The following is a 19,760-nucleotide window of genomic DNA, read 5'->3' on the forward strand; positions in this document are numbered from 1 at the left end:
TTAAAGAAGACTAGGAAGAATTTGATTTCTTCCCAGTCTTTTTGTTTATTACTTATTAAATTCAGCATTATAGTTCTTCTTAGCGCCTGGTAAAGCGAAGGTATTCTCATAGAGATACTTTTTTGTCAGTTTTTCCAAATAACCATTATCATATAACTTTTTAATTTCCTTATTCAGTGCCCGCGTTAATTTTTTATTCTTTGCATCCTTATGTAAGAGCAAGTATGCTGACCGCTGATCAATTGATTTTGAAACTGTCAATTTCTTTCCATTTTTGGAATTAGCAACCTGTTTATAGGCAGCGTATGGGTATAGTGCAACGTCATATTTACCATTAGCCACTTGAGCTAACGCATCAGCTGAAGATTGGTCACCAATTGCTTTCAAGTTCACCTTTTTACTATGTGATTTATTATAGTCTTCTAAAACACTATAACGGGCATCATCAGTTGAAACGGGAACTAACTTTAAATTCTTCTTAGCAACATCATCTAATGAGCTAGCTTTCTTTCCACTCTTATTATAAACCAGACGTAAGTCGTCAAGCCCGACTGCCCGTGTATGATAGTATGTCTGGAAACGCTGCTTGTTGTACCAAGAATTATTTAAGGCAACGTCATACTTACCACTTTGCAATCCTGAAAAGACCGCGTTTTGGGATGTGAACGTAGTCTTAAACTTATATTGAGGTAAGTCCTGATCAATTTTTTTGATTAGTTCACCGTAATATCCCTCAGGTCCGTTATCAGTATTAACAATATATGCCGGATTACCATTTGGTGCAGCAACATTAACCGTTGTTGTCGCATGAACTGCTGTTGCTGAACTAACTGCACCAGTACTAACTAAACCAATCACCGCTAACTTTGTAAATAACTTTGAAATCTTCATAATAAATAACCTCTCTTTCCCTATACAACGAAATAGCGTTGCCGTAGTTTTCCTTCAACCAATCTAAATAATTGAGCAAAGATCCAGCAAATAATAATGTAAATAATTAATGCATCAGTGTAAGTTTCCAGATACTTAAACCCAATTGATGAAACAATATTTGCCTGTCCCATGATCTCGACTAAGCCAATATTGTAAATCAGCGCTGTGTCCTTGATTAAATCTAAAAAAATGTTCGTAAAATTAGGAATCAAATTAATAATTAACTGGGGAATTACAATTTGAGTCATTGCCCGGAAAGGCGTCATTCCAATTGATAACGCGGCCTCATATTGTCCAAAATCAATCGAATGGTAAGCTGCTCGAATGCTCTCCGACAAGTTAGCCATCGCATTTAAGCCGTAAGCAGAAAAGGCAATGATGATTGCTGGCAGACCATTTGGATTCGTGTTCCAGCCCCATTCATTCATCAATATTAACAATTGAGGTAGTCCATAATAAACAACATATAGTTGAACTAAAATTGGTGTCCCCCGAATAAACGATACTAGTATCGCTAAAAACTGAGAAAGGACCGGGATTCGCTTTTCTCTGGCAATTACTACTAAAATCGCTAGACCTAATCCAATAATAGTTGCAACTAAAGCTACAATTAGCGTTAGTGGTGTGGCTGCCAGAATTTGGTTAAACGAATCCTTCGCGAAATTCAAATCAAACACATAATCACATCCTTCCTAAGCTAGCCACTGGTAACGCCGTCTGATAAGACGAAATAAGACTTCAATTACTAATACCAATCCCCAATAGCTTAAAGCCAAAAGAATAAATATTTGCAACTGGTGTAAGCCGGCAGTTTGGTTTGAAAGATTAGATGCCTGATTATACATGTCATATAAACCAATAACATAAACTAATGAAGTTGCCTTAACCAGCCCCACTACCAAATTTTCAATATTAGGCAAAGCAAGCATTGCCGCTTGAGGCAAGATAATTTGCCTCAAGGTGGTCTGATCCTTCATTCCTACAGAACGAGCAGCTTCAATTTGACCCGTATCGACTGAGAGGTAGGCTGACCGAAACGCTTCCGCTAAATAACCACTCCACCCTAAGGAGAGCCCAAGAATTCCAAACATTAACCTTGTCCAATGATCAATATTGATCCCGATTGCTTTCAACAAAACCGGTAACCCATAATAAGCAAGTAACAACATTAGCAACGGTGGTGTTCCTCGAACCAGATTCAGGTATACTGTTGCAATTCCTTGAGCTAACCTATTTTTACGCAACCCAACCCAAGTTAAGAGCAATCCTAGAAGAGTTGCAAAGATAAAGGAAAAGATTAGCAATTCAATCGTGTTCGGAAAGCCTCGCCAAATAATCCCAATAATCTTCTGACTATTCATTGATCTACCTCCCATTCCTAATAGTTATCAGCCAAAGCATTTAAGAATTGTTTAGTTCTTTGTTTCTGTGGATGCTCAAAGATTTGCACAGGCGTCCCTGACTCGACAATCTCACCATCAGCAAAGAACAACACTCGACTTGCAACATTCCGCGCAAACCACATCTGATGAGTAACAACAATCATCGTTTGTCCCTGTTCAGCTAACTGTTGAATATCTTTTAAGACCGTTCCTACTAACTCGGGATCAAGAGCACTGGTGGGTTCATCGAACAATATAATTTCTGGATTAAGGACTGTTGCCCGAGCAATTCCGATTCTTTGCTGTTGACCACCTGATAGTTGCGAAGGATAATAATCTTTTCGTTTATCCAAGCCCAAATTTTTCAATGCTTGGACTGCTTTTTGGTTTGCCGTCTTAGCATTCTCACCATGACCATAAATTAATCCCTCAGCAATATTTTCTTGGGCAGTTTTGTTCTTAAACAGATTATAATTTTGAAATACCATTGCTGTTTTTCGTCGAACCATCTGAATTTCTGACTTAGTCGCTTGAGCCAGGTTAATTTTTTCTCCAGCAAATTCCATCAAGCCACGATCAGCTTGTTCGAGGAAATTTAAGTTTCTCAATAGGGTTGTCTTTCCTGAACCAGAGGGACCGATAATAACCACTACTTCGCCCTTGTTAATTGAAAGGTCAATCCCATTTAAAATTTGTTGACCATTAAATTATTTTTTCAAATCCGTTATTTTCAATAACATCCCCGATAACCTCCTAGCCCTGGTAAGCCGCTTCAATCGCCCAATTTAACCGTTCATAAGAAATATCACGGGGAACCGTGCAGTCAGCTCCCAAAATAATCCCCCGGTGACCGGCTTCATCAATTAGCCTTTTGACTTCCGTTTGAATTTGCTCCTTAGTTCCGCGATAGAGAATTCCGGTTGTACTATTATCAAAGCCACCCATTACTGGCCGATCACCAAACAGCTTTTTCCCCTCACCTAGCGAATAACCATCAATTCCCGTTGCCCAATTAACAACTTGCAACGGATAATTAGTGAACCATTCAAGATGATTAGTTGCACCATCAAATCCGCAGATATGAAGAATATTCAATCGTGACACTTGGTTAATTCCTTCTTGAACCTTAAGATCAATCGGTTCCATTACTTGCTTAAAGAATTGGGTGTCATCACGTAAACGTGAATCCTGAATTGACTGCGTACTGTAATAAATCCCATCGACTGTAGTGTTAGCCATTATTGCCTGGACAACTTTGATTTGATCGTCAGCAATTACTTCTAAGACCTGAAAAATTAGTGATGGATCTTGTTCATAAAGATCTGTGAATCGTTGATCCGCTAATAAAAGCGGTTCTGTATAATGCTTAATTAACGCCCACTTAAAAAGCAGCATTGGGGAAAACATCGTAATAAAAGTTGGCCGTTCCCCAGCAATCTGCTGTTGTTGTTGAGCAAGTTCAACTTGACCGGTAATCCACGGATCGTCCTGGTTCAGCGGCCGAAGTCTTTGAAGATTAGTTAAACTCCGTGGATCATCAACCCCACGAAATGGGTAAGCAAAATAGCCATCTAACATCGTTTTAGCAAAGTCAACATCTACTGCATCATAGTATTTTTGGTGACCTCCCAAATTTGTTTGGAGGACTGCTGGCTCTTGAAAGACATTCGTAAACTCATCTACCGCAAAATGGCGCCAAAAAGAAATTGGGATTTTACCAGTTTCTTGATTATTTAAAGCCGCAATTACTTCTTCACGTGCCAATGTCATTATCATCACTCTTTTCTCTAATTCAGTGCACAAAAAAAGCTACTAATCACTGACATGATTAGTAGCTTTGACCACTTATTTCGGAGTAGCCGCTCATTTTAAGATTTAATCAACCTCAAAAAGAATGGCCAACTGAACTCATGTCAGAATGTCCATTAATTTTTGAAGTTTGACAACAATTAAATAAACGGTTAACTAACATGAGCCCTGCTCCTTTCTAATAATTAATGACCTTAATATACCGGTTCCCTTACTTTTTGTCAACAGTAAATTCTAATTTTCTCAGATTATTTTAATTTAATAGTGTAAGTCATTTTCAGTAAGTGCTTTTCGCCGACCATCTTGCAAGATGTAAACCGCAATAATAACAAGAGCAATCCCAATTATTTCAATTAATGTTAAGTGCAGATTGAAGAAGAGAACACTTAATAACGAGGTGGTAATTGGCTGTAAAGCATCCATAATGCTTACAACATCGGAAGGAGCATATCGAGTGGCAACCATTAGTAAGCTAAACGGTAAAATTGTTCCAAAAAGCACAACAGTCGCAACTGCTGCGACCAACTCACCGCTAATTTGTGGCGGATTAACCCAAAATGGCCGATAAATGTTAAACAGAATACTTGCGATAATGGTTCCCCAACCTAACACGACAATCGGTGGGTTAGAATCAGCGGCTTTTTGAGGCAAAACAACATATAATGCTGCCGTAATTCCTGAACCAAGACCCCACAATAGTGAATCAACTGGAATATCTAACTGAGTGAAATTCCCCTTGGTTAAAGCAAAGAAAACCCCTAAAAGAGCTAAAACAAATGCAATCAGGTCACTTCTAAATGGGTGTTGACGTTTAAATATCACACCACCAAGAACAATAAATAATGGTGACAAATATTGGAGAATCGTTGCTGCTGAAGCATTTCCCTTTTGAATAGCATAGTAAAAGGTCAATAAATTAGCCATCAACCCAAAAACGGCGTAGGAAAGAACCGAAATTGTCGTATCGCGACGTTTAAACACATTGAAAGTTTTTTTGCCATACATAAACCCACTAATTACAAGTAAAATAATTCCTGCAGAAAATGTTCGGATAGAAAGCATCCATGCTGCCGGGATTGCAAGGTTTTGGGAGATCAATTGAAGTGTCGTTCCTGAAATCCCCCACATTACTGAAGCAGCTGCAGCAATGATAATCCCTTTCATTACCGGATTATTTGTTTTTTGCGCCATAAAGCACCCTTCTTCCTGTAAATTAATTCTTTTTTGTTTGCGAGTTAAGGTTAAAAATTGGAATCTTAGGACCCTGAATTTTTCTGGCATCCTGGTGTGAATAATTTGCCTTTCGTTCTTCAAATTGACGTTCATGCTCCTGAACATCATGAACCGACTTCAACCCTTGCCTGGACCAGTTTCTTAAGATGCGGTCCATGTACTGGAGGCTTAGTGCATTATTCATTACCGCCTGTCTCAGTGCAAGATCAATAATTGCAACTTTATAATGATCACGATCAATCCAATCATTGACAATTTGCATTTCCATTGGTGACAATGGTCGACCGACTTCTGCCTCAATTTTGTTGAACGTTTCTTTCCGTTGATTACCGGTACTAGTATTAACTTGTTCAGTAGCTTCCTGCTCGTTAAACGCACTAAGTTTATTTATCAGTGGTGTGAAGTCCCAAAAAGCATCTTCCTTACCATCATCCAACTTACGCATCTGCTGAACTACTAGTTTATTACTCATCATTTGGTGAAGAAGATCAAAAACTTGATTTTCATCCGTTTGCAAGTGTCGGGCAATCTGGCGAATATCAGGATCAATCACGCCCCGATCAAGATAAGACTTAAATTCGAGATAAACAACCAATTGGGCCATTGACATCCCCAATTCATGATAATGATGGAGAAGGATGTTGCTGATGGAAGTTTCCCCAGCTTTAAGATATCGGACTAGTGAATTAGTTTCTGTCATCATGAACCCCCTTAACAAAAATTAACCAAAAAAGATAAGGGCGTAACGATGATAAATCGTCCCCCTATCTTCACGAACTACAAATTATTAATTGTCTGAACAACCTTACCTGTTTTGAAGTTAATCAGATCATAGCATAATTGTCCTTTTTGGTTACGATAAGTAACTTCCCAAACTACTTTATCATTAAAGACTCCTGGAGCAGCTTTTAATACTTTTTGCGGGTGATGATCCTGTCGAACTTGCTGGATTACCTGCTGTGCTGTTAAGCCACTACTCTGTTTCAATACTCGAACATTGCCACCATGCTGAGGAACAACCACTAAAATTGGTTGATTTTGATCATTTCTTCCGGCAATGGTGTAATAAGTATTCTCCCGATTATAAATATAAAAACTCCCTGGATCCTTGAGGTGGGCATACTTTTTTGCAATTGAAACGGTTTGTCGTCTGGCTGCCGAACGTGGCTGGTTACTGATAAGGTAAAAGATCCCCACAATAACAATAATTGCAACAATGACAATCAAAAGATTACGAATCGTTTGTCCAGTAGAACGGTGTTGCTTATCACGCTGGACCTCACGACGACTTTGCATGTAACTTCCCCTCTTTAAAAAATTATTAATCTTAGAAATTATACCAGAAATTCTTACTTTTCGTTATTTGTCCGGTGCTTTTTTAAAAATTTTTTGGCATTTTCTACTAGCTCAACAGTCGATAATTCCTTTATCGGCAAATCTTTAGGAAGATTCTTAAGCATTGAACTTCCGTAACGCCGGGTGCTGATTCGCGAATCAAGGATAACACCTACTCCAAAATCATCTGGTGTTCGTAATAGTCGGCCAATTCCCTGCTGAAGTCTCATGGTTGCCTTAGGAAGGGCTGCATGGTAGAACGGATTTTTCCCTTCATGTTTCAGTAAATTATTGTGTGCACGCGTCATAATTTCATTTGGAGAATCAAAGGGCAATCTAGTTATGATCAGTAGTTCTAAAGATGATTTAGGAAGGTCAATTCCCTCCCAAAAACTCGATGCGCCTAACAAGATCGAACTTGTCCCGCTTGCAAACTGCTTTAATAATTTTTCTCGGCGTCCAGTAATCCCTTGAGCCAAAATGTCCCGCTGATTAAATAAGTCGGTTTCCTTAAGCTGACTATAAACCTGCTCAATTGTTACTAACGAATTGAAGAGAATCATTGTTTGGCATTGGTTATTTTTACATAATTGATAAATTGTCTGTGCCAAATAACGAGTATATTCCTCATTATTAGTTTGGTTTGGAATGGGTGCATCCTTAGCAACCAGCAACTCTGCTTGTTCCGCATAGTTAAACGGTGAAGCAAAGCGCTTTTGTAATGTCCGGGCTTTTTCTAAATCTAACTGTTCATACAAATAGTTAGACCGACTGGAGGTAAACAGTGTTGCACCAACAAATAATGGTTGCGCAAAATATGGGTAAACGTTCTCTGTTAAGAAGTGATTAACCGCCAAAAGGCCACCGCTAAGCTGCATTGAACTGTGCTCAGTCGACTGCTGGACGGTAAGCCAAAAAGCAGCGGATTCACCACGTTCCTCAAGGGTTTCAATAAATTGGTGAAGCTTATTATCTGCATCAGCAAGAACCATCCACTGGCTCTGAAACTGACTCATTAAGTACCGATCACTAAATAACCATCGGTCAGCCTGCTGTTCAAAAAGGTGTCGAAGAGCCATAAAATGAAGTTGAACACTTGCTAATGCCTGCTCAAGTTGCATGATCGGCTTATTACTTGGTGTTAATAGTGAGAATAGTTGTTGATTATCCAACGGCTGTTCAATTAATTCATTACTATTATTTCCCTGAACGTTAAGCATAAATTGGCGGTACAACGCTTGCTGAAAAGCATCTGTAGCTTCACTAAGCGAACGTAAATCATCCCTTAACAGTTCAACATTGTATGTCCCTAACGCGTGTTCTTCAAAAATATTTGCAAGGTTTCGTTCCTGATTATCGCTAACTAAATTCTCCAACACGTGGATCGCAGTTCTAATGTTTTGAAAATCAAGCGTTTGTCGTGAACGGCGGAGGATACTTTCACTTAAGTGCTGAGCCTCATCAACAACTAAGTATGGTCGTCTAGTACCATCCCCTAATTCTTGCGCATGCGCAACTAAGTAGGCATGGTTCGTAATAATTACATTTGCAGTATGCAATTGCTTTTGCCTGCGGATTAGGAAGTCATCTTTATAAAACTCATTATCTTCGCGCAGGGTTTTAACACCTTGGTGACGAATTTCAGCAAAATACGGTGAACGTTGCGCGTTTAAGTTCAATTCATCAAGATCACCACTGGTAGTCCCCAGCAGCCAGACAAGAATTTTTGCCTTAATTAACTGAATATAGTCAGAATCTTCAATAATACTTAAAGAATGAACAAACTTGGCCAGATCTAGGTAATGTGAATTGCCCTTAATTACTACCCCATTTAATTCAAATGGTAAGAGTTTGTTCAATTGCTTCATTGTCCGTTGCGCGATTTGTTGTTGCAAAAGATTAGTTGCCGTGCTGATAACAATTTTTTTATCTGGATACGCTGCATAGGCTAAGGGAAGAAGGTACCCTAATGTCTTCCCTGTTCCGGTTCCAGCCTCTACAATCATCGATTTAGGTTCATCATGAGTATAATTATTATAAATACTATTCATCATCTTTGATTGGGTAGGACGAAATTCCAGTAAGTCTCCATACAACTTAATCTTTGCCCGCTTTGTTGATGGATAGCGGACATTGGCTACTTCTCCTAAACTTGTTGCCGGACGAACCTTGTGGAGAACAATTCCGTGACTAACATATAGACTATCAGCTAATGGCAATGGATTAGCACCCCGCCGCTCTAACTCCTGTTCCAAAATCATTGTCGTTTGTTGAGGTAGGTTCAATTTAAGTTCAACAAGCTTTTCAAGGGTTAGCGTCGGCAATTCTCGTAACTGCTTCATTAAGTCTACTAGTAAATGAGCAGTTGCTTCTGCGTCAGAAACCGCGCTGTGAGGATGATCATGCTCAATTGATAATGAACTTGTCAGATCTCGCAAGCGGTAGCTCTTTGCAGTCGGCATTAATATTTGACTTAGCGTTACCGTATCAATGGCCTTAATTGATAACGGAGGGTAACCAGCACGTTCTAACTCAGCATTCAAAAACGGAAAATCAAAATTAACATTATGCGCCACAAAAATAGTGCCACTAAGAAGACTGTATAGTGTCCCAGCAACATCTTCAAATAACGGTGCATCCCGTACATCATTATTTTTAATTCCCGTTAATTGGGTAATCTGCCGCGGAACTGCTACTCGCGGATTAATTTTGGTTTCAAAATGATTAATGACTTCGCCATCTTGAACAAGTACACAGCCGATCTGGATAATGCGGTCACCATGATTAACACTTGTCCCGGTCGTTTCCAGATCAACAACCGAATATATTGGTCCACGTGACTTTTTTGCTTTCTGTCGACGTTTTTTCGTTGTTGACAAACTATCACCATGTTTCATTATTTATTCGATCAAAGTTCTGTTTTTATGATACACCATTCGTTTTTTAAATTATAGTAACAATTGCCGTTGTCCTTTGGCAAATCAGTAATTTTACGCTATTATTAATAATGGTATTTTACGAAGAAAGTAGGTTTTGATGTGAAAGAACAAGGAATCGGTCACAGTCATGCCAAAATAATATTAATGGGTGAGCATAGCGTGGTCTATGGTGAACCAGCAATTGCCCTCCCGCTTCCAGATGTTACGTTAACGGTAATAATTAAGTTAACGAATAAGGGCGGCCACCAAATTAAAAGCCGCTACTTTGAAGGACCATTAAATCAACTTCCCGAAAAGATGGCGGGAGTTCAACGATTAATTTCTTCATTAATGCAGCGCTTTAACGGTGAAAGCGATCAATGGACAATGACAATTAAAAGCCAATTGCCGGCAGAACGTGGTATGGGATCATCCGCTGCTACAGCGGTCGCTATCGTTCGCGCTTTTTTTGATTTATACGAAGAAAAACTTGAGCGCAAGCAATTGCTCCACCTTGCCGATATTGAAGAAGAAGTGACTCACCGCAGTCCTTCCGGTTTAGACGCGGCAACTGTCAGCTCAACATCACCACTTTACTTTGTTAAGGGTCAAGCAGGCGTACCACTAAAAATGAACTTACAGGCAACAATGGTCATTGCTGATACAGGAGTTAAGGGAGCCACTAAGGAAGCAATCACTGCTGTTAAACATGAATTAGAAACTAACCATAATACAGCATTGAGCCATATTAATCATTTGGGAAAACTGGTTAATTTAGCTAAAGATTACTTAAGTCATAATGAGGCAATGAGCCTTGGCATCGCACTTAATAGCGTACAAAGCGACCTGACTGCACTAAATGTTAGTGACGAGCACTTGGATCGATTAATCACTACTGCTAATCATAACGGCGCATTAGGAGCTAAACTAACGGGAGGCGGCCGTGGCGGTTGCATGTTTGCGATTACCAGAACTGCGCTTGGTGCCAGAAAACTAGCAGGAATTTTAAAAGATAATGGTGCTAAGCAAGTATGGTTACAACCACTTGGGGATACGGAGGAAATAAATTAATGATCACCGCACGGGCACACACTAATATTGCGTTAGTTAAGTACTGGGGGAAAAAAGATCAAAAGCTGATCATTCCGCAAACAGATAGCCTTTCACTAACGTTAAATGAATTTTACGCTGATACAGGAGTTGAATTCAGAGATGACCTAACAGCAGATGACATTGAAATTGATGGTCAACCGATCACTGGCCGCTCTGCCAAAAAAGTTAAGGACTTTCTCGATATTATTCGGCAAATTAGCGGCAGCCATAATTATGCTAAAGTGGTTTCCACTAATCACGTACCAATATCTGCAGGGTTAGCGTCTTCCGCTTCCGCATTTGCCGCTCTTGCAACTGCAGCTAGTAAGGCAGCTGGACTAAACCTTGACCGGCGTTCCCTTTCTCGCCTTGCTCGTCGTGGCTCAGGTTCTGCTACACGTTCCATTTATGGTGGCCTTGTTGAGTGGCATCGGGGAACTGATGATCAATCTTCCTTTGCTGAACCGATCATGGAAATAGTTGATTTTGGAATTGAAATGATGGCAATCCTAATCAATACCACCAAGAAAAAAATTTCAAGTCGTCAGGGAATGCAGTCAAGTGTTGAGTCTTCACCTTATTACCCCGCTTGGCGAAAAGTTGTTGCTCAGGACATGGTTGCAATGAAAAAAGCTATCTCGGACAAGAATATTGATCAGATTGGCCACATTGCTGAAGAAAACGCTCTCCGAATGCACGCCCTGACTCTTTCTGCTGATCCGGGATATACTTATTTTAATGGTGACACAATCCGCGCAATTCAAGCAATTAATGACTTGCGTTCACACGGGGTGAGTTGTTACTATACTATGGATGCTGGTCCAAATGTTAAAGTGATTTACGATCAAAAAGATCGCAAAAAAATTGTTCAATATTTGGGGAACCTTTTCAGTAAGCAAAGGTTAATTATTTCGCAGTCTGGACCAGGAGTAAAAATTATCGATAAATAGGATTTGATTGAGAGGTTATGTAAAATTGATTACTGAAAAAGCACCTGGCAAACTTTATATTGCTGGTGAATACGCTGTTGTGGAAAATGGTTATCCGGCAATTTTAGTAGCATTGGATCAATTTGTCACTTGTTCCATTGAAGAAAGTGCTGCAGAAGTTGGTAAAATTATTAGTCGACAATACCATAATAATGCTTTACAGTGGCATCGTCTTGGGGAACAAATGGTTTTTGATAATCGTGATAACCCGTTTTCTTATATCTTGTCCGCAATTAAGGTAACTGAAGAATACGCCCGTAGTTTTGCTCGTGAATTACGGATATTCGATCTCCATATTGACAGTCAGCTGGATAGCGACTCAGGGAAGAAATATGGTCTTGGTTCTTCGGCTGCCGTCACGGTTGCCACAGTAAAAGCCCTTTGCCATTTCTATAACTTGCCAGTTACTAAGGATGAAATCTTCAAATTAGCTGCAATTGCTCACTTTGAAGTTCAAGGAAATGGATCACTGGGAGATGTGGCAGCTTCCGTTTATGGCGGTTGGATCGCCTACCATTCATTTGACCGTCAATGGCTTGCTCAGCAACGAAAATATCTCGATTTAAGAACCCTCGTTGATCTACCATGGCCCGATCTCAAAATTGAATCCTTGAAGGCGCCAAGCAACCTTCAGCTCCTTATTGGGTGGACTGGGAAGCCGGCATCGACTTCGCAATTAGTCGATAAGATTTCCTTATTCAAGGCTCGGCAACAAAAAGAGTACCGACAGTTTTTGGAAGATAGTAAGCATTGCATTCAACGAATGGTTGAAGGGTTTCATAATGCCGATTTGGAATCAATTAAAAATGAGATCCGGTATAACCGGGAATTGTTAAAGCAGCTCGGTACGAACTCCGGTGTTCATATCGAGACCCCCGTCCTAAATAAGCTCTGCCAAATCGCTGAAGATTTTGGCGGTGCAGCAAAGACATCCGGTGCTGGTGGTGGTGATTGTGGAATCGTTGCTATCGATCGTGATAGTAACTTCAAACAGGTATTGAAGAAGTGGGCGGCCAATAAAATTGAACAACTCCCCCTTTCAGTTCACTTCATCGAAAATGTTAAGGGTGAGATCAAGCACCACCTCATCAAAAAATAATAGTTAATGATAAAAGAGTGTGATAATTGATCGATTATGATTCAAAAGTCACACTCTTTTAGTTAATTTTAAGAATCAAAGTACCGCAATTTTAATTCAGAATGTTATTTAAGGAGAGAAACTATGGAATCAAGTCATGCCCAACGAAAAAATGAGCACCTTTCGTTAGCAACTAAACTTTATAACCAGGTCCATACTAATTCATTTAACAGTATGCAGATCATCCACAAAAGTCTTCCAGAAATTAGTCTTGATCAGGTGAACCCCGTTACTAACTGTGGGAATTTAAAGCTGGCGGTTCCCTTTTTCATTGAGGCAATGACCGGTGGCAGTCAAAATGCATTTAAGATTAATCAAGGACTTGCAATGATTGCTAAAAAGCACCACCTTGCAATGGCACTTGGCTCAGCAAGTATTATCTTTCATGATCCAACTGCTAAAAAGAGCTTTAAAATTGTCCGTGATATTAATCCGGACGGAATTGTTATTGCTAACCTAAGTGCCAAAGCCAATTTAGAACAGGCAAGAGCGGTGATTGATTTGCTAGATGCCGATGCCCTTGAACTCCACATTAATACTACCCAAGAATTAATTATGGATGACGGTGATCGTGACTTTCACTGGCTAACTAATATTGAATCTCTGGTTAGCCACCTTAATATTCCGGTTATTGTTAAGGAAGTTGGCTTTGGCATGGATAGTTCAACAATTAACCAGCTGCAATCAATCGGTGTTTCCATAATTAACGTTAGTGGCCGCGGTGGAACCAACTTTGCTGCAATCGAAGATCGACGGAATCATACAGCAGATTTTAGTTTTCTCGATTATTGGGGGCAAACAACATTAGAATCAATGTTGGAGGCCCGTGAAGCACGGACTAAGGATACCCAAATTATTGCTTCTGGCGGGATCTGTTCCCCGCTAGACGTTATTAAAGCGGGGATTCTTGGTGCTAATGCTGTTGGTGTTGCTGGCTATTTTCTTAATATTCTCATTCGTGATGGGATTGATGCGCTTGATAAAGAAATTACTAATTGGCAAATGGCCCTTCCACGACTGCTCGCCCTTCTCGGTTGTAAATCATTTAACGAGTTACCATCAACTAATTTTGTCTTACACGGTGAAGAACTCGAATATGCTCAACAACGTGATTTAATTTAAGGATGGTGATTATCGAATGACAGCGTATCAAAACATTCTTTTTGACCTTGACGATACACTATTAGATTATGGAGCTGCCGAAAGCCACGCCTTAAAACAACTCTTTAGTGATTTTAACCTGAAATTAACACCAACCGTTAAACAAACATTTCAAAATTATAATGTCGGGATGTGGCAACGGTTTGAACGAAATGAACTCACCTGGGATCAACTTATGGAACACCTCTTTGCCGACTATTTTAAGGCTTACCACCAGCTAAATGTTCCTGGTAGAGAGACAATTCAAACCTACCTTAAATACCTCAGTAACAATCATCAACTTGTTTCCGGAACGCGAACGGTAATGGAGTACCTAAAGCAAAATAACTACCACGTATATGCCGTTACCAATGGGCAAAAGATAGTGCAAGATCAGCGACTGAAGGATGCTAAATTACTTCAATATTTTGATGATATTTTTATTTCACAAGTGATTGGACTTCAAAAGCCGAACAAAGAAATGTTCGATTTTGTGCTTCAACACATTAACGGTCACCGTAATAACACTTTAATGATTGGAGATTCATTAAGTTCTGATATTCAAGGCGGCATTAACGCTCATCTTGATACAGTCTGGTTTAACCCCCATTCATTGCATAATTCAACCCGCTTAAAGCCTACCTTTGAAATCCACCGTTTAACCGAGCTTAAAGCAATTCTTTAAAAAGAAAAAGATGTGATGAATTTTTCATCACATCTTTTTTATTACTACTTAATCAGGTAATTAACTAAACCAACCTTAGTCATCCCGTCAGTAGCAATTTTCTTCAAAGCTTCAGCTGACTTAGTCATTGCTTCACTTTCACGTTCATTTAATGGAACTTCGATAACCTTCGAAATACCAGATGCATTAATAACAGCTGGAGTTCCAAGATAGTTATCCTTAATACCATATTCACCATCAATGTAAGCACCAACTGGTAATACAGCATTTTCATCCCGTAGAATTGCCCGCGTAATTCTCATTAAGCAAGTTGCAACACCATATGCAGTAAAGCCTTTGCGGTTGATGATTTCGTAAGCCTTGTGACGTACGTCATCTTCAATCTTTAGCAATTCATCATTACTGATGCCTTGTTCTTCACAGATTTGAAGAAGTGGCTTCCCACCAACTGTTGCACTAGAATATGCAGCAAATTCTGAATCACCGTGTTCTGCCATCACATTAGCACTAATATCAAGTGGACTAACTCCCAACTTCTTTGCTAACGCAACACGTAAACGTGCTGAATCAAGCGAAGTACCGGATGAAATAACCCGGCTAGCAGGTAATCCTGAAATCTTTTGAACTGCATAAGTTAAAACATCAACTGGGTTTGTTGCAAGTAAAAGAATTCCGTCGAAACCAGTAGCCATAATACTCTTCGTAATTTGCTTCATGATTTCAAGGTTCTTTCCAACTAAGTCAAGGCGAGTTTCACCTGGCTTTTGGGCAGCCCCAGCACAAATTACAACTAGGTCTGCATCTGCACAAGCATCGTAATCAGCTTGATAAACTTGCTTTGGGGCAGTGAAAACAGTTGCGTCTTCTAAATCGAGGGCGTCACCTTCAGCTTGTTCCTTTGACAAGTTAACAATTGCTAATTCCTCAGCCAACCCTTGTTGAACTAATGCATAAGCATAAGCTGAACCAACTTGTCCGTCACCAACAAGAACAACTTTTTGATGATTTTTTGACATAATTCAGTTTCTCCTTAATGATAAATTAAATTACATGAATAAGTGGGCGTAGATTGGAACCAAGATATCCATTGCTAATGAAATAATCAGAACAGAAACACCAGCCATGGCACCTTGAACTTCACCAAGTGAAAGAGCCTTAACAGAACCAACGGTGTGCCCTGCAGAACCTAAACCTAAACCAGTAGCAACAGCTGAAATCTTCTTCAAACCAAGAACCTTAATAAGGAATTCGGCCAAAGCATAGATAACAACAGCGTTAAGGATACATGCCATTGCAGTAACGGCTGGAACACCATGAACACCAGCAGCAATTGGCATGGCAACAGCAGTAGTTGCGGCTTGTGGCAACATTGATGCAGTTGAAGCGGCAGAAAGACCGAATAACTTACATACAAGGTTGATAAGGAACAATGAAATAAATCCACCAACGAAGCAGATTACGATAATATCGAACCAGTACTTCTTGAAAATGTTGTTAACACGGTAAACTGGAATAGCGAAGGCCATAGTAGCTGGGTTCAAGAACCAGAAAATCATGTTACCACCAGGAAGGTAGAACTTCTTGTAAACAGCAGCGGTAGTGGAACCAGTGCCCTTAGCCCAAATTGCTAAGACAACGATACCAAGTACCATCCCAACAAGTAATGGGTTAAAAAGGAAGAATCCATTACTAATCTTTGTTAACCACATACCAATTAGGTAAACAATCAATGAAATGAAGATACCAGTAAATGGTAATGCTAGATTTGTAACAATCGTATTAGCCATAATTATTGTGCCTCCCTAGTCTTCTTTAGTACCAGTGATCTTGTGGTGAATGCTCATAACAAGGGCACCAACGTAGGCAATAACAACAAGAATGATAATCGTAGCAATAATAATTACGATAACGTCTTGAAGTCCTTCCTTCTTCATGATGTCAAGGTGAGCAGCTAATTGAATACCTGATGGAACGAACAGGAATGCAATTAGTCCGATCATAAAGTCACCAAACTTAGCAACTTGGTGAAGCTTAACAATATGAGTAGCCAACAGAATGTAAAGCAATACCATACCAATTAAAGGAGTTGGTACAACAAAGCTCTTTGGAAAAAGATCAGAGATCAATTGAGAAACAAATAAAATAGCAGCAAAGATTCCCATTTGAACATAAATGTTGGAATCCTTAGGTTGTTTGTCCTTTTCCATAACTTATTCCCTCCCACAAAAATAAAAATAAATTTTGTTCGGTACCGTTTTCACAGTGCCTCTTCAGTTATTTAATTTACACTTTTTTTACCATTTGTGTTGAATTTCACACTTAAATAGCCATATTTAAGGATGAAATGCCCTTATCAATAGATGAAATGCCCTCAAGATTGTTAATTTATTTACAATTAATTACTATTCAACCGATCTTTAACCATTAATCCTTTACTAATTCTTTTCTAAATTACTGTTATAACGGCTGTTTTACTATCTCCCATCTACTTTGTACATTACTGATCGAACGATTAACAGGAAACGAGGCAGAAAAACAAAATATTTTTCTGCCCCGTTTCTTATTTTTTTAATATTCTAAAACTATTAAAGTATAATCGCAGGAATTTAATTTACTAACTATACTCCTAATGCCTTCTTGGTGGTAGCAACAAATGACCGGCTCACAGGAACTTTACTCCCATCATCAAGGGTTAGTTCATAAGTATGATTAAAACTTGGTTGCAGTTCATGAACCTTATTCAGGTTAACAACAAAACTGCGGTGAACCCGAATAAACCTGTTAGGATCTAACAAATTAATAATACTATTGAGAGTTTGCTTACTAACGATCTCCTGATCTTCGGTATGAACAATAGCTTTCCCCGCTTGTGCTTGAATATAAAGAATATTTCGCTTCTGAATGACAATTGTTCGTTCATCATTAGTTAGTGAAATTCGCGGATTTCTTTGTTGAACAGTTGTTCCCCGACTGCCATTCTGGTTATCCATTAGTCTAACGACCCGTTTGACGGCATCATTAATCCGCTCTGCTTCAAAAGGCTTCAAAACATAATCGATTGCGTCCGCCTCAAAGGCATCTAATGCATATTGGTCATAAGCAGTGGCAAAAACAATGTAGGGACAATTTCCCTTTTTCTTCAAGCTCTTGGCAAATGCCATCCCACTACCATCATCCAACTGAATATCCAAGAAGATTAAATCCGGCCGATTATTTGCCACTTCTTCGCGAGCAGAATTAATTCCATCAGCCTCATTTATTTCGTCAATCAGGTCATTTTGTTCTAATAGGTAGCTAAGCTCGTCACGTGCTAACGGTTCATCATCCACAATTAAGACTTTCATTTACTTGTCCTCCCTTTTTGGTAAATGGAATAGAGATACTGACTGTTGTCCCCTGATTACTACTGGTAAAGTGAAGGCCGCTTTTCTTGTCATACAACCCGATTAATCGCTGGTTCAAATTATGCAACGCAGTCCCTGAACCATGCTTAGACGGGACTGCCTGTTGGCCGAGACGCTTTATCAAGTCTGGTGAGATTCCCTGACCATTATCTTTGACCGTAATTATTAACCGGTCTTTTTGCTGATAGACATCAATGATCACGTAATTACCGATTTTCCGTTCCCCAAACGCGTGCTTTAATGCGTTTTCCACCAAAACCTGAATTGTAAATGGGGGTAGTAAAACATCATCACTAACGGTCGTATGTAGTTGAACATCGTATTTTCCTGGAAAACGAGTCATTTCCAAACTAAGGTAAGCATTAACCTGTTGACGTTCTTGAGCTAGGGTAATTTGCGTCTCTCGAGCACCAATTAAATTTGAGCGGAAATAGGTACTTAACTGCAGAAGCAATTGACGCGCCTTATCACTGTCTCGTCGCATCATTGCACTAATCGTATTAATCGCATTAAAGAAGAAGTGCGGATTAACCTGTGCCTGTAGCGATTTAATTTCGGCATCACGAACCAATCGGGCCTGCATTTCAGCATCCCCTAAAGCAATCTGGTTAGCAAAGATTCCGCCTAAACCGGTTGCCAGCTGAATTTCAACCGGCGTTAGCTTCCAACTATCGGTATAATACATTTTTAAAGTTCCGGCCACTCTATCCGCAACTCGCAACGGGACAACAATTGCTGCCTGTAAGGGACAGTCAATATGCGAACAGCCAATCTCCTCAGCATTCCGTGCAACTTTTACCTGGCCACTCTGAATTACTGATTCAGAGAGCGTTGTCACCATCGTTTCCCCCGAAATATGGTGATCACTCCCTGCACCAATATGAGCAAGGATCGTGTTCCGATCAGTAATACTAATTGCATCAAAGTTTGTGTATTTTTTGATAATGCGAACTACTTGCTGGGCTGATTTAACATTAAGACCGTTACGGAAATAGGGTAGCGTCTGGTTAGTTAACTTCAGTACCGAGTGAGTTTGCGTAGCTCGAGTTTCTTCTTCCTGACGAAGATACATTGTAATAATTGAAATGAAAATTGATGTCCCTAACGAACTGATTAAAATCATTGGAACCGCAATGTAACGAACCAATAACCATCCCGTTGGACTAAACAGGAAGACGAAAATCATCTGAATTGATTCCATCGATAAACCAACAATAAAACTTCGCCATGGCGTCATTACCGTAAACGAACTATTTTTATCCTTATACAAATAGCCAGACAACAATCCAATCAGTGTTGAACTTGGGATATAAAACCAAGCTTCACTAGCAAAGCCAGCTTGAAACGCCCGGTGAAGTCCAGCGATCAAACCAACCGAACCACCAACCCATGGTCCACCAATAATTCCCGCCGTAGTTACAGCAAGAATTCTGGCATTGACAACCGAATAGTCATGAGAAACGGCCGTTAGTAAAACTTTATTATGCAGCTCATTAGCCGGGTCAATTTCAATTCCCGTAATATTCGCCATAATCGCAAATAAAGAGAAGATTACCACTAACTGGAGCTTTGCCGTAAGTGTTTGAGCAAAGAGACAACGACGAAACGCTGGAATATTAACCAAGAGGAAAGCACAAATAATAACAAAGCCGACCCGCTCGGTCATTAAAATTGTTAGATATAACATGCGCTTATTAACTCT

At 39.7% G+C, this 19,760-nt stretch carries 19 protein-coding genes; 5 read left to right on the forward strand and 14 right to left on the reverse strand.

Going from position 1 to position 19,760, the window contains the following annotated elements; translation table 11 throughout:
• Positions 1–48: 48 nt before the first annotated feature.
• The 9 genes from HUK49_RS03760 to HUK49_RS03800 form a co-directional block, all read right to left on the reverse strand.
• Positions 49–891, reverse strand: a complete 843-nt coding sequence (locus tag HUK49_RS03760) for a transporter substrate-binding domain-containing protein (protein ID WP_191912711.1) — start codon at positions 889–891, stop codon at positions 49–51.
• Between the two features lie 20 nt (positions 892–911).
• Positions 912–1,610 (reverse strand): amino acid ABC transporter permease, encoded by a 699-nt coding sequence (locus HUK49_RS03765; RefSeq protein WP_191912712.1) that lies wholly within the window; start codon positions 1,608–1,610, stop codon positions 912–914.
• Between the two features lie 15 nt (positions 1,611–1,625).
• Entirely contained in the window at positions 1,626–2,294 is a 669-nt protein-coding gene (locus tag HUK49_RS03770; RefSeq protein ID WP_235980972.1) for an amino acid ABC transporter permease, read from the reverse strand.
• Positions 2,295–2,311: 17 nt separating this feature from the next.
• A complete protein-coding gene (locus tag HUK49_RS03775) occupies positions 2,312–3,007 on the reverse strand; it encodes an amino acid ABC transporter ATP-binding protein (RefSeq protein WP_191912751.1) in 696 nt (231 codons plus the stop codon).
• Positions 3,008–3,068: 61 nt separating this feature from the next.
• Positions 3,069–4,085 carry a uroporphyrinogen decarboxylase family protein gene (locus HUK49_RS03780; protein WP_235980974.1) on the reverse strand — a complete coding sequence of 339 codons (1,017 nt, stop codon included), beginning with the start codon at positions 4,083–4,085 and terminating at the stop codon, positions 3,069–3,071.
• 297 nt (positions 4,086–4,382) lie between these two features.
• The gene (locus HUK49_RS03785; protein ID WP_191912715.1) at positions 4,383–5,315 is read right to left on the reverse strand and encodes a DMT family transporter; all 933 of its coding nucleotides are present in this window, start codon (positions 5,313–5,315) and stop codon (positions 4,383–4,385) included.
• A 22-nt stretch (positions 5,316–5,337) separates the two neighbouring features.
• Positions 5,338–6,057 carry a DnaD domain-containing protein gene (locus HUK49_RS03790; protein ID WP_191912716.1) on the reverse strand — a complete coding sequence of 240 codons (720 nt, stop codon included), beginning with the start codon at positions 6,055–6,057 and terminating at the stop codon, positions 5,338–5,340.
• 77 nt (positions 6,058–6,134) lie between these two features.
• Positions 6,135–6,653, reverse strand: coding sequence for a cell wall elongation regulator TseB-like domain-containing protein (locus HUK49_RS03795; RefSeq protein ID WP_191912717.1), 519 nt, complete (start codon positions 6,651–6,653; stop codon positions 6,135–6,137).
• A gap of 53 nt (positions 6,654–6,706) precedes the next feature.
• The gene (locus HUK49_RS03800) at positions 6,707–9,571 is read right to left on the reverse strand and encodes a helicase C-terminal domain-containing protein (RefSeq protein ID WP_191912752.1); all 2,865 of its coding nucleotides are present in this window, start codon (positions 9,569–9,571) and stop codon (positions 6,707–6,709) included.
• A gap of 159 nt (positions 9,572–9,730) precedes the next feature.
• Between HUK49_RS03800 and mvk the strand changes: the two genes are divergently transcribed.
• From mvk to HUK49_RS03825, 5 genes are all read left to right on the forward strand, one after another.
• Complete coding sequence (gene mvk / locus HUK49_RS03805) at positions 9,731–10,681, forward strand: mevalonate kinase (RefSeq protein ID WP_191912718.1); 951 nt, start codon at positions 9,731–9,733, stop codon at positions 10,679–10,681.
• Entirely contained in the window at positions 10,681–11,652 is a 972-nt protein-coding gene (gene mvaD / locus HUK49_RS03810) for a diphosphomevalonate decarboxylase (protein WP_191912719.1), read from the forward strand. The genes mvk and mvaD overlap by 1 nt, the downstream gene beginning before the upstream one ends.
• 25 nt (positions 11,653–11,677) lie before the next feature.
• Positions 11,678–12,790, forward strand: a complete 1,113-nt coding sequence (locus tag HUK49_RS03815; RefSeq protein ID WP_191912720.1) for a phosphomevalonate kinase — start codon at positions 11,678–11,680, stop codon at positions 12,788–12,790.
• A 123-nt stretch (positions 12,791–12,913) separates the two neighbouring features.
• Positions 12,914–13,951, forward strand: a complete 1,038-nt coding sequence (gene fni / locus HUK49_RS03820) for a type 2 isopentenyl-diphosphate Delta-isomerase (RefSeq protein WP_191912721.1) — start codon at positions 12,914–12,916, stop codon at positions 13,949–13,951.
• Between the two features lie 16 nt (positions 13,952–13,967).
• The gene (locus tag HUK49_RS03825) at positions 13,968–14,654 is read left to right on the forward strand and encodes a YjjG family noncanonical pyrimidine nucleotidase (protein WP_102168696.1); all 687 of its coding nucleotides are present in this window, start codon (positions 13,968–13,970) and stop codon (positions 14,652–14,654) included.
• Positions 14,655–14,698: 44 nt separating this feature from the next.
• Here HUK49_RS03825 and HUK49_RS03830 read toward each other — a convergent pair whose 3' ends face one another.
• The 5 genes from HUK49_RS03830 to HUK49_RS03850 all read right to left on the reverse strand — a co-directional run bounded on the left by HUK49_RS03830 (position 14,699) and on the right by HUK49_RS03850 (position 19,745).
• Positions 14,699–15,670 carry an L-lactate dehydrogenase gene (locus tag HUK49_RS03830; protein ID WP_003716953.1) on the reverse strand — a complete coding sequence of 324 codons (972 nt, stop codon included), beginning with the start codon at positions 15,668–15,670 and terminating at the stop codon, positions 14,699–14,701.
• A gap of 30 nt (positions 15,671–15,700) precedes the next feature.
• Positions 15,701–16,441: an LrgB family protein gene (locus tag HUK49_RS03835; RefSeq protein WP_182581543.1), complete on the reverse strand. Its 741-nt coding sequence runs from the start codon at positions 16,439–16,441 to the stop codon at positions 15,701–15,703.
• A 15-nt stretch (positions 16,442–16,456) separates the two neighbouring features.
• Entirely contained in the window at positions 16,457–16,861 is a 405-nt protein-coding gene (locus HUK49_RS03840) for a CidA/LrgA family protein (RefSeq protein WP_003716951.1), read from the reverse strand.
• Between the two features lie 411 nt (positions 16,862–17,272).
• Complete coding sequence (locus HUK49_RS03845) at positions 17,273–17,998, reverse strand: LytR/AlgR family response regulator transcription factor (protein WP_191912722.1); 726 nt, start codon at positions 17,996–17,998, stop codon at positions 17,273–17,275.
• Positions 17,976–19,745, reverse strand: a complete 1,770-nt coding sequence (locus tag HUK49_RS03850; protein ID WP_191912723.1) for a sensor histidine kinase — start codon at positions 19,743–19,745, stop codon at positions 17,976–17,978. Before HUK49_RS03850 ends, HUK49_RS03845 begins: the two co-directional genes overlap by 23 nt.
• Positions 19,746–19,760 lie beyond the last annotated feature (15 nt).

Origin of the sequence: Limosilactobacillus portuensis, assembly GCF_014838735.1 — a bacterium.
GTDB classification, from domain to species: Bacteria; Bacillota; Bacilli; order Lactobacillales; family Lactobacillaceae; genus Limosilactobacillus; species Limosilactobacillus portuensis.

Excerpts from the sequence above, each read along its gene's own strand:
- HUK49_RS03760 (WP_191912711.1), bottom strand. The coding sequence starts at position 891 with ATGAAGATTTCAAAGTTATTTACAAAGTTAGCGGTGATTGGTTTAGTT.
- HUK49_RS03785 (WP_191912715.1), bottom strand. The coding sequence starts at position 5,315 with ATGGCGCAAAAAACAAATAATCCGGTAATGAAAGGGATTATCATTGCT.
- HUK49_RS03840 (WP_003716951.1), bottom strand. The coding sequence starts at position 16,861 with ATGGAAAAGGACAAACAACCTAAGGATTCCAACATTTATGTTCAAATG.
- mvaD (WP_191912719.1), top strand. The coding sequence starts at position 10,681 with ATGATCACCGCACGGGCACACACTAATATTGCGTTAGTTAAGTACTGG.
- HUK49_RS03780 (WP_235980974.1), bottom strand. The coding sequence starts at position 4,085 with ATGACATTGGCACGTGAAGAAGTAATTGCGGCTTTAAATAATCAAGAA.
- HUK49_RS03825 (WP_102168696.1), top strand. The coding sequence starts at position 13,968 with ATGACAGCGTATCAAAACATTCTTTTTGACCTTGACGATACACTATTA.
- HUK49_RS03845 (WP_191912722.1), bottom strand. The coding sequence starts at position 17,998 with ATGAAAGTCTTAATTGTGGATGATGAACCGTTAGCACGTGACGAGCTT.
- HUK49_RS03830 (WP_003716953.1), bottom strand. The coding sequence starts at position 15,670 with ATGTCAAAAAATCATCAAAAAGTTGTTCTTGTTGGTGACGGACAAGTT.
- fni (WP_191912721.1), top strand. The coding sequence starts at position 12,914 with ATGGAATCAAGTCATGCCCAACGAAAAAATGAGCACCTTTCGTTAGCA.
- HUK49_RS03790 (WP_191912716.1), bottom strand. The coding sequence starts at position 6,057 with ATGACAGAAACTAATTCACTAGTCCGATATCTTAAAGCTGGGGAAACT.
- HUK49_RS03795 (WP_191912717.1), bottom strand. The coding sequence starts at position 6,653 with ATGCAAAGTCGTCGTGAGGTCCAGCGTGATAAGCAACACCGTTCTACT.
- HUK49_RS03770 (WP_235980972.1), bottom strand. The coding sequence starts at position 2,294 with ATGAATAGTCAGAAGATTATTGGGATTATTTGGCGAGGCTTTCCGAAC.
- HUK49_RS03835 (WP_182581543.1), bottom strand. The coding sequence starts at position 16,441 with ATGGCTAATACGATTGTTACAAATCTAGCATTACCATTTACTGGTATC.
- HUK49_RS03850 (WP_191912723.1), bottom strand. The coding sequence starts at position 19,745 with ATGTTATATCTAACAATTTTAATGACCGAGCGGGTCGGCTTTGTTATT.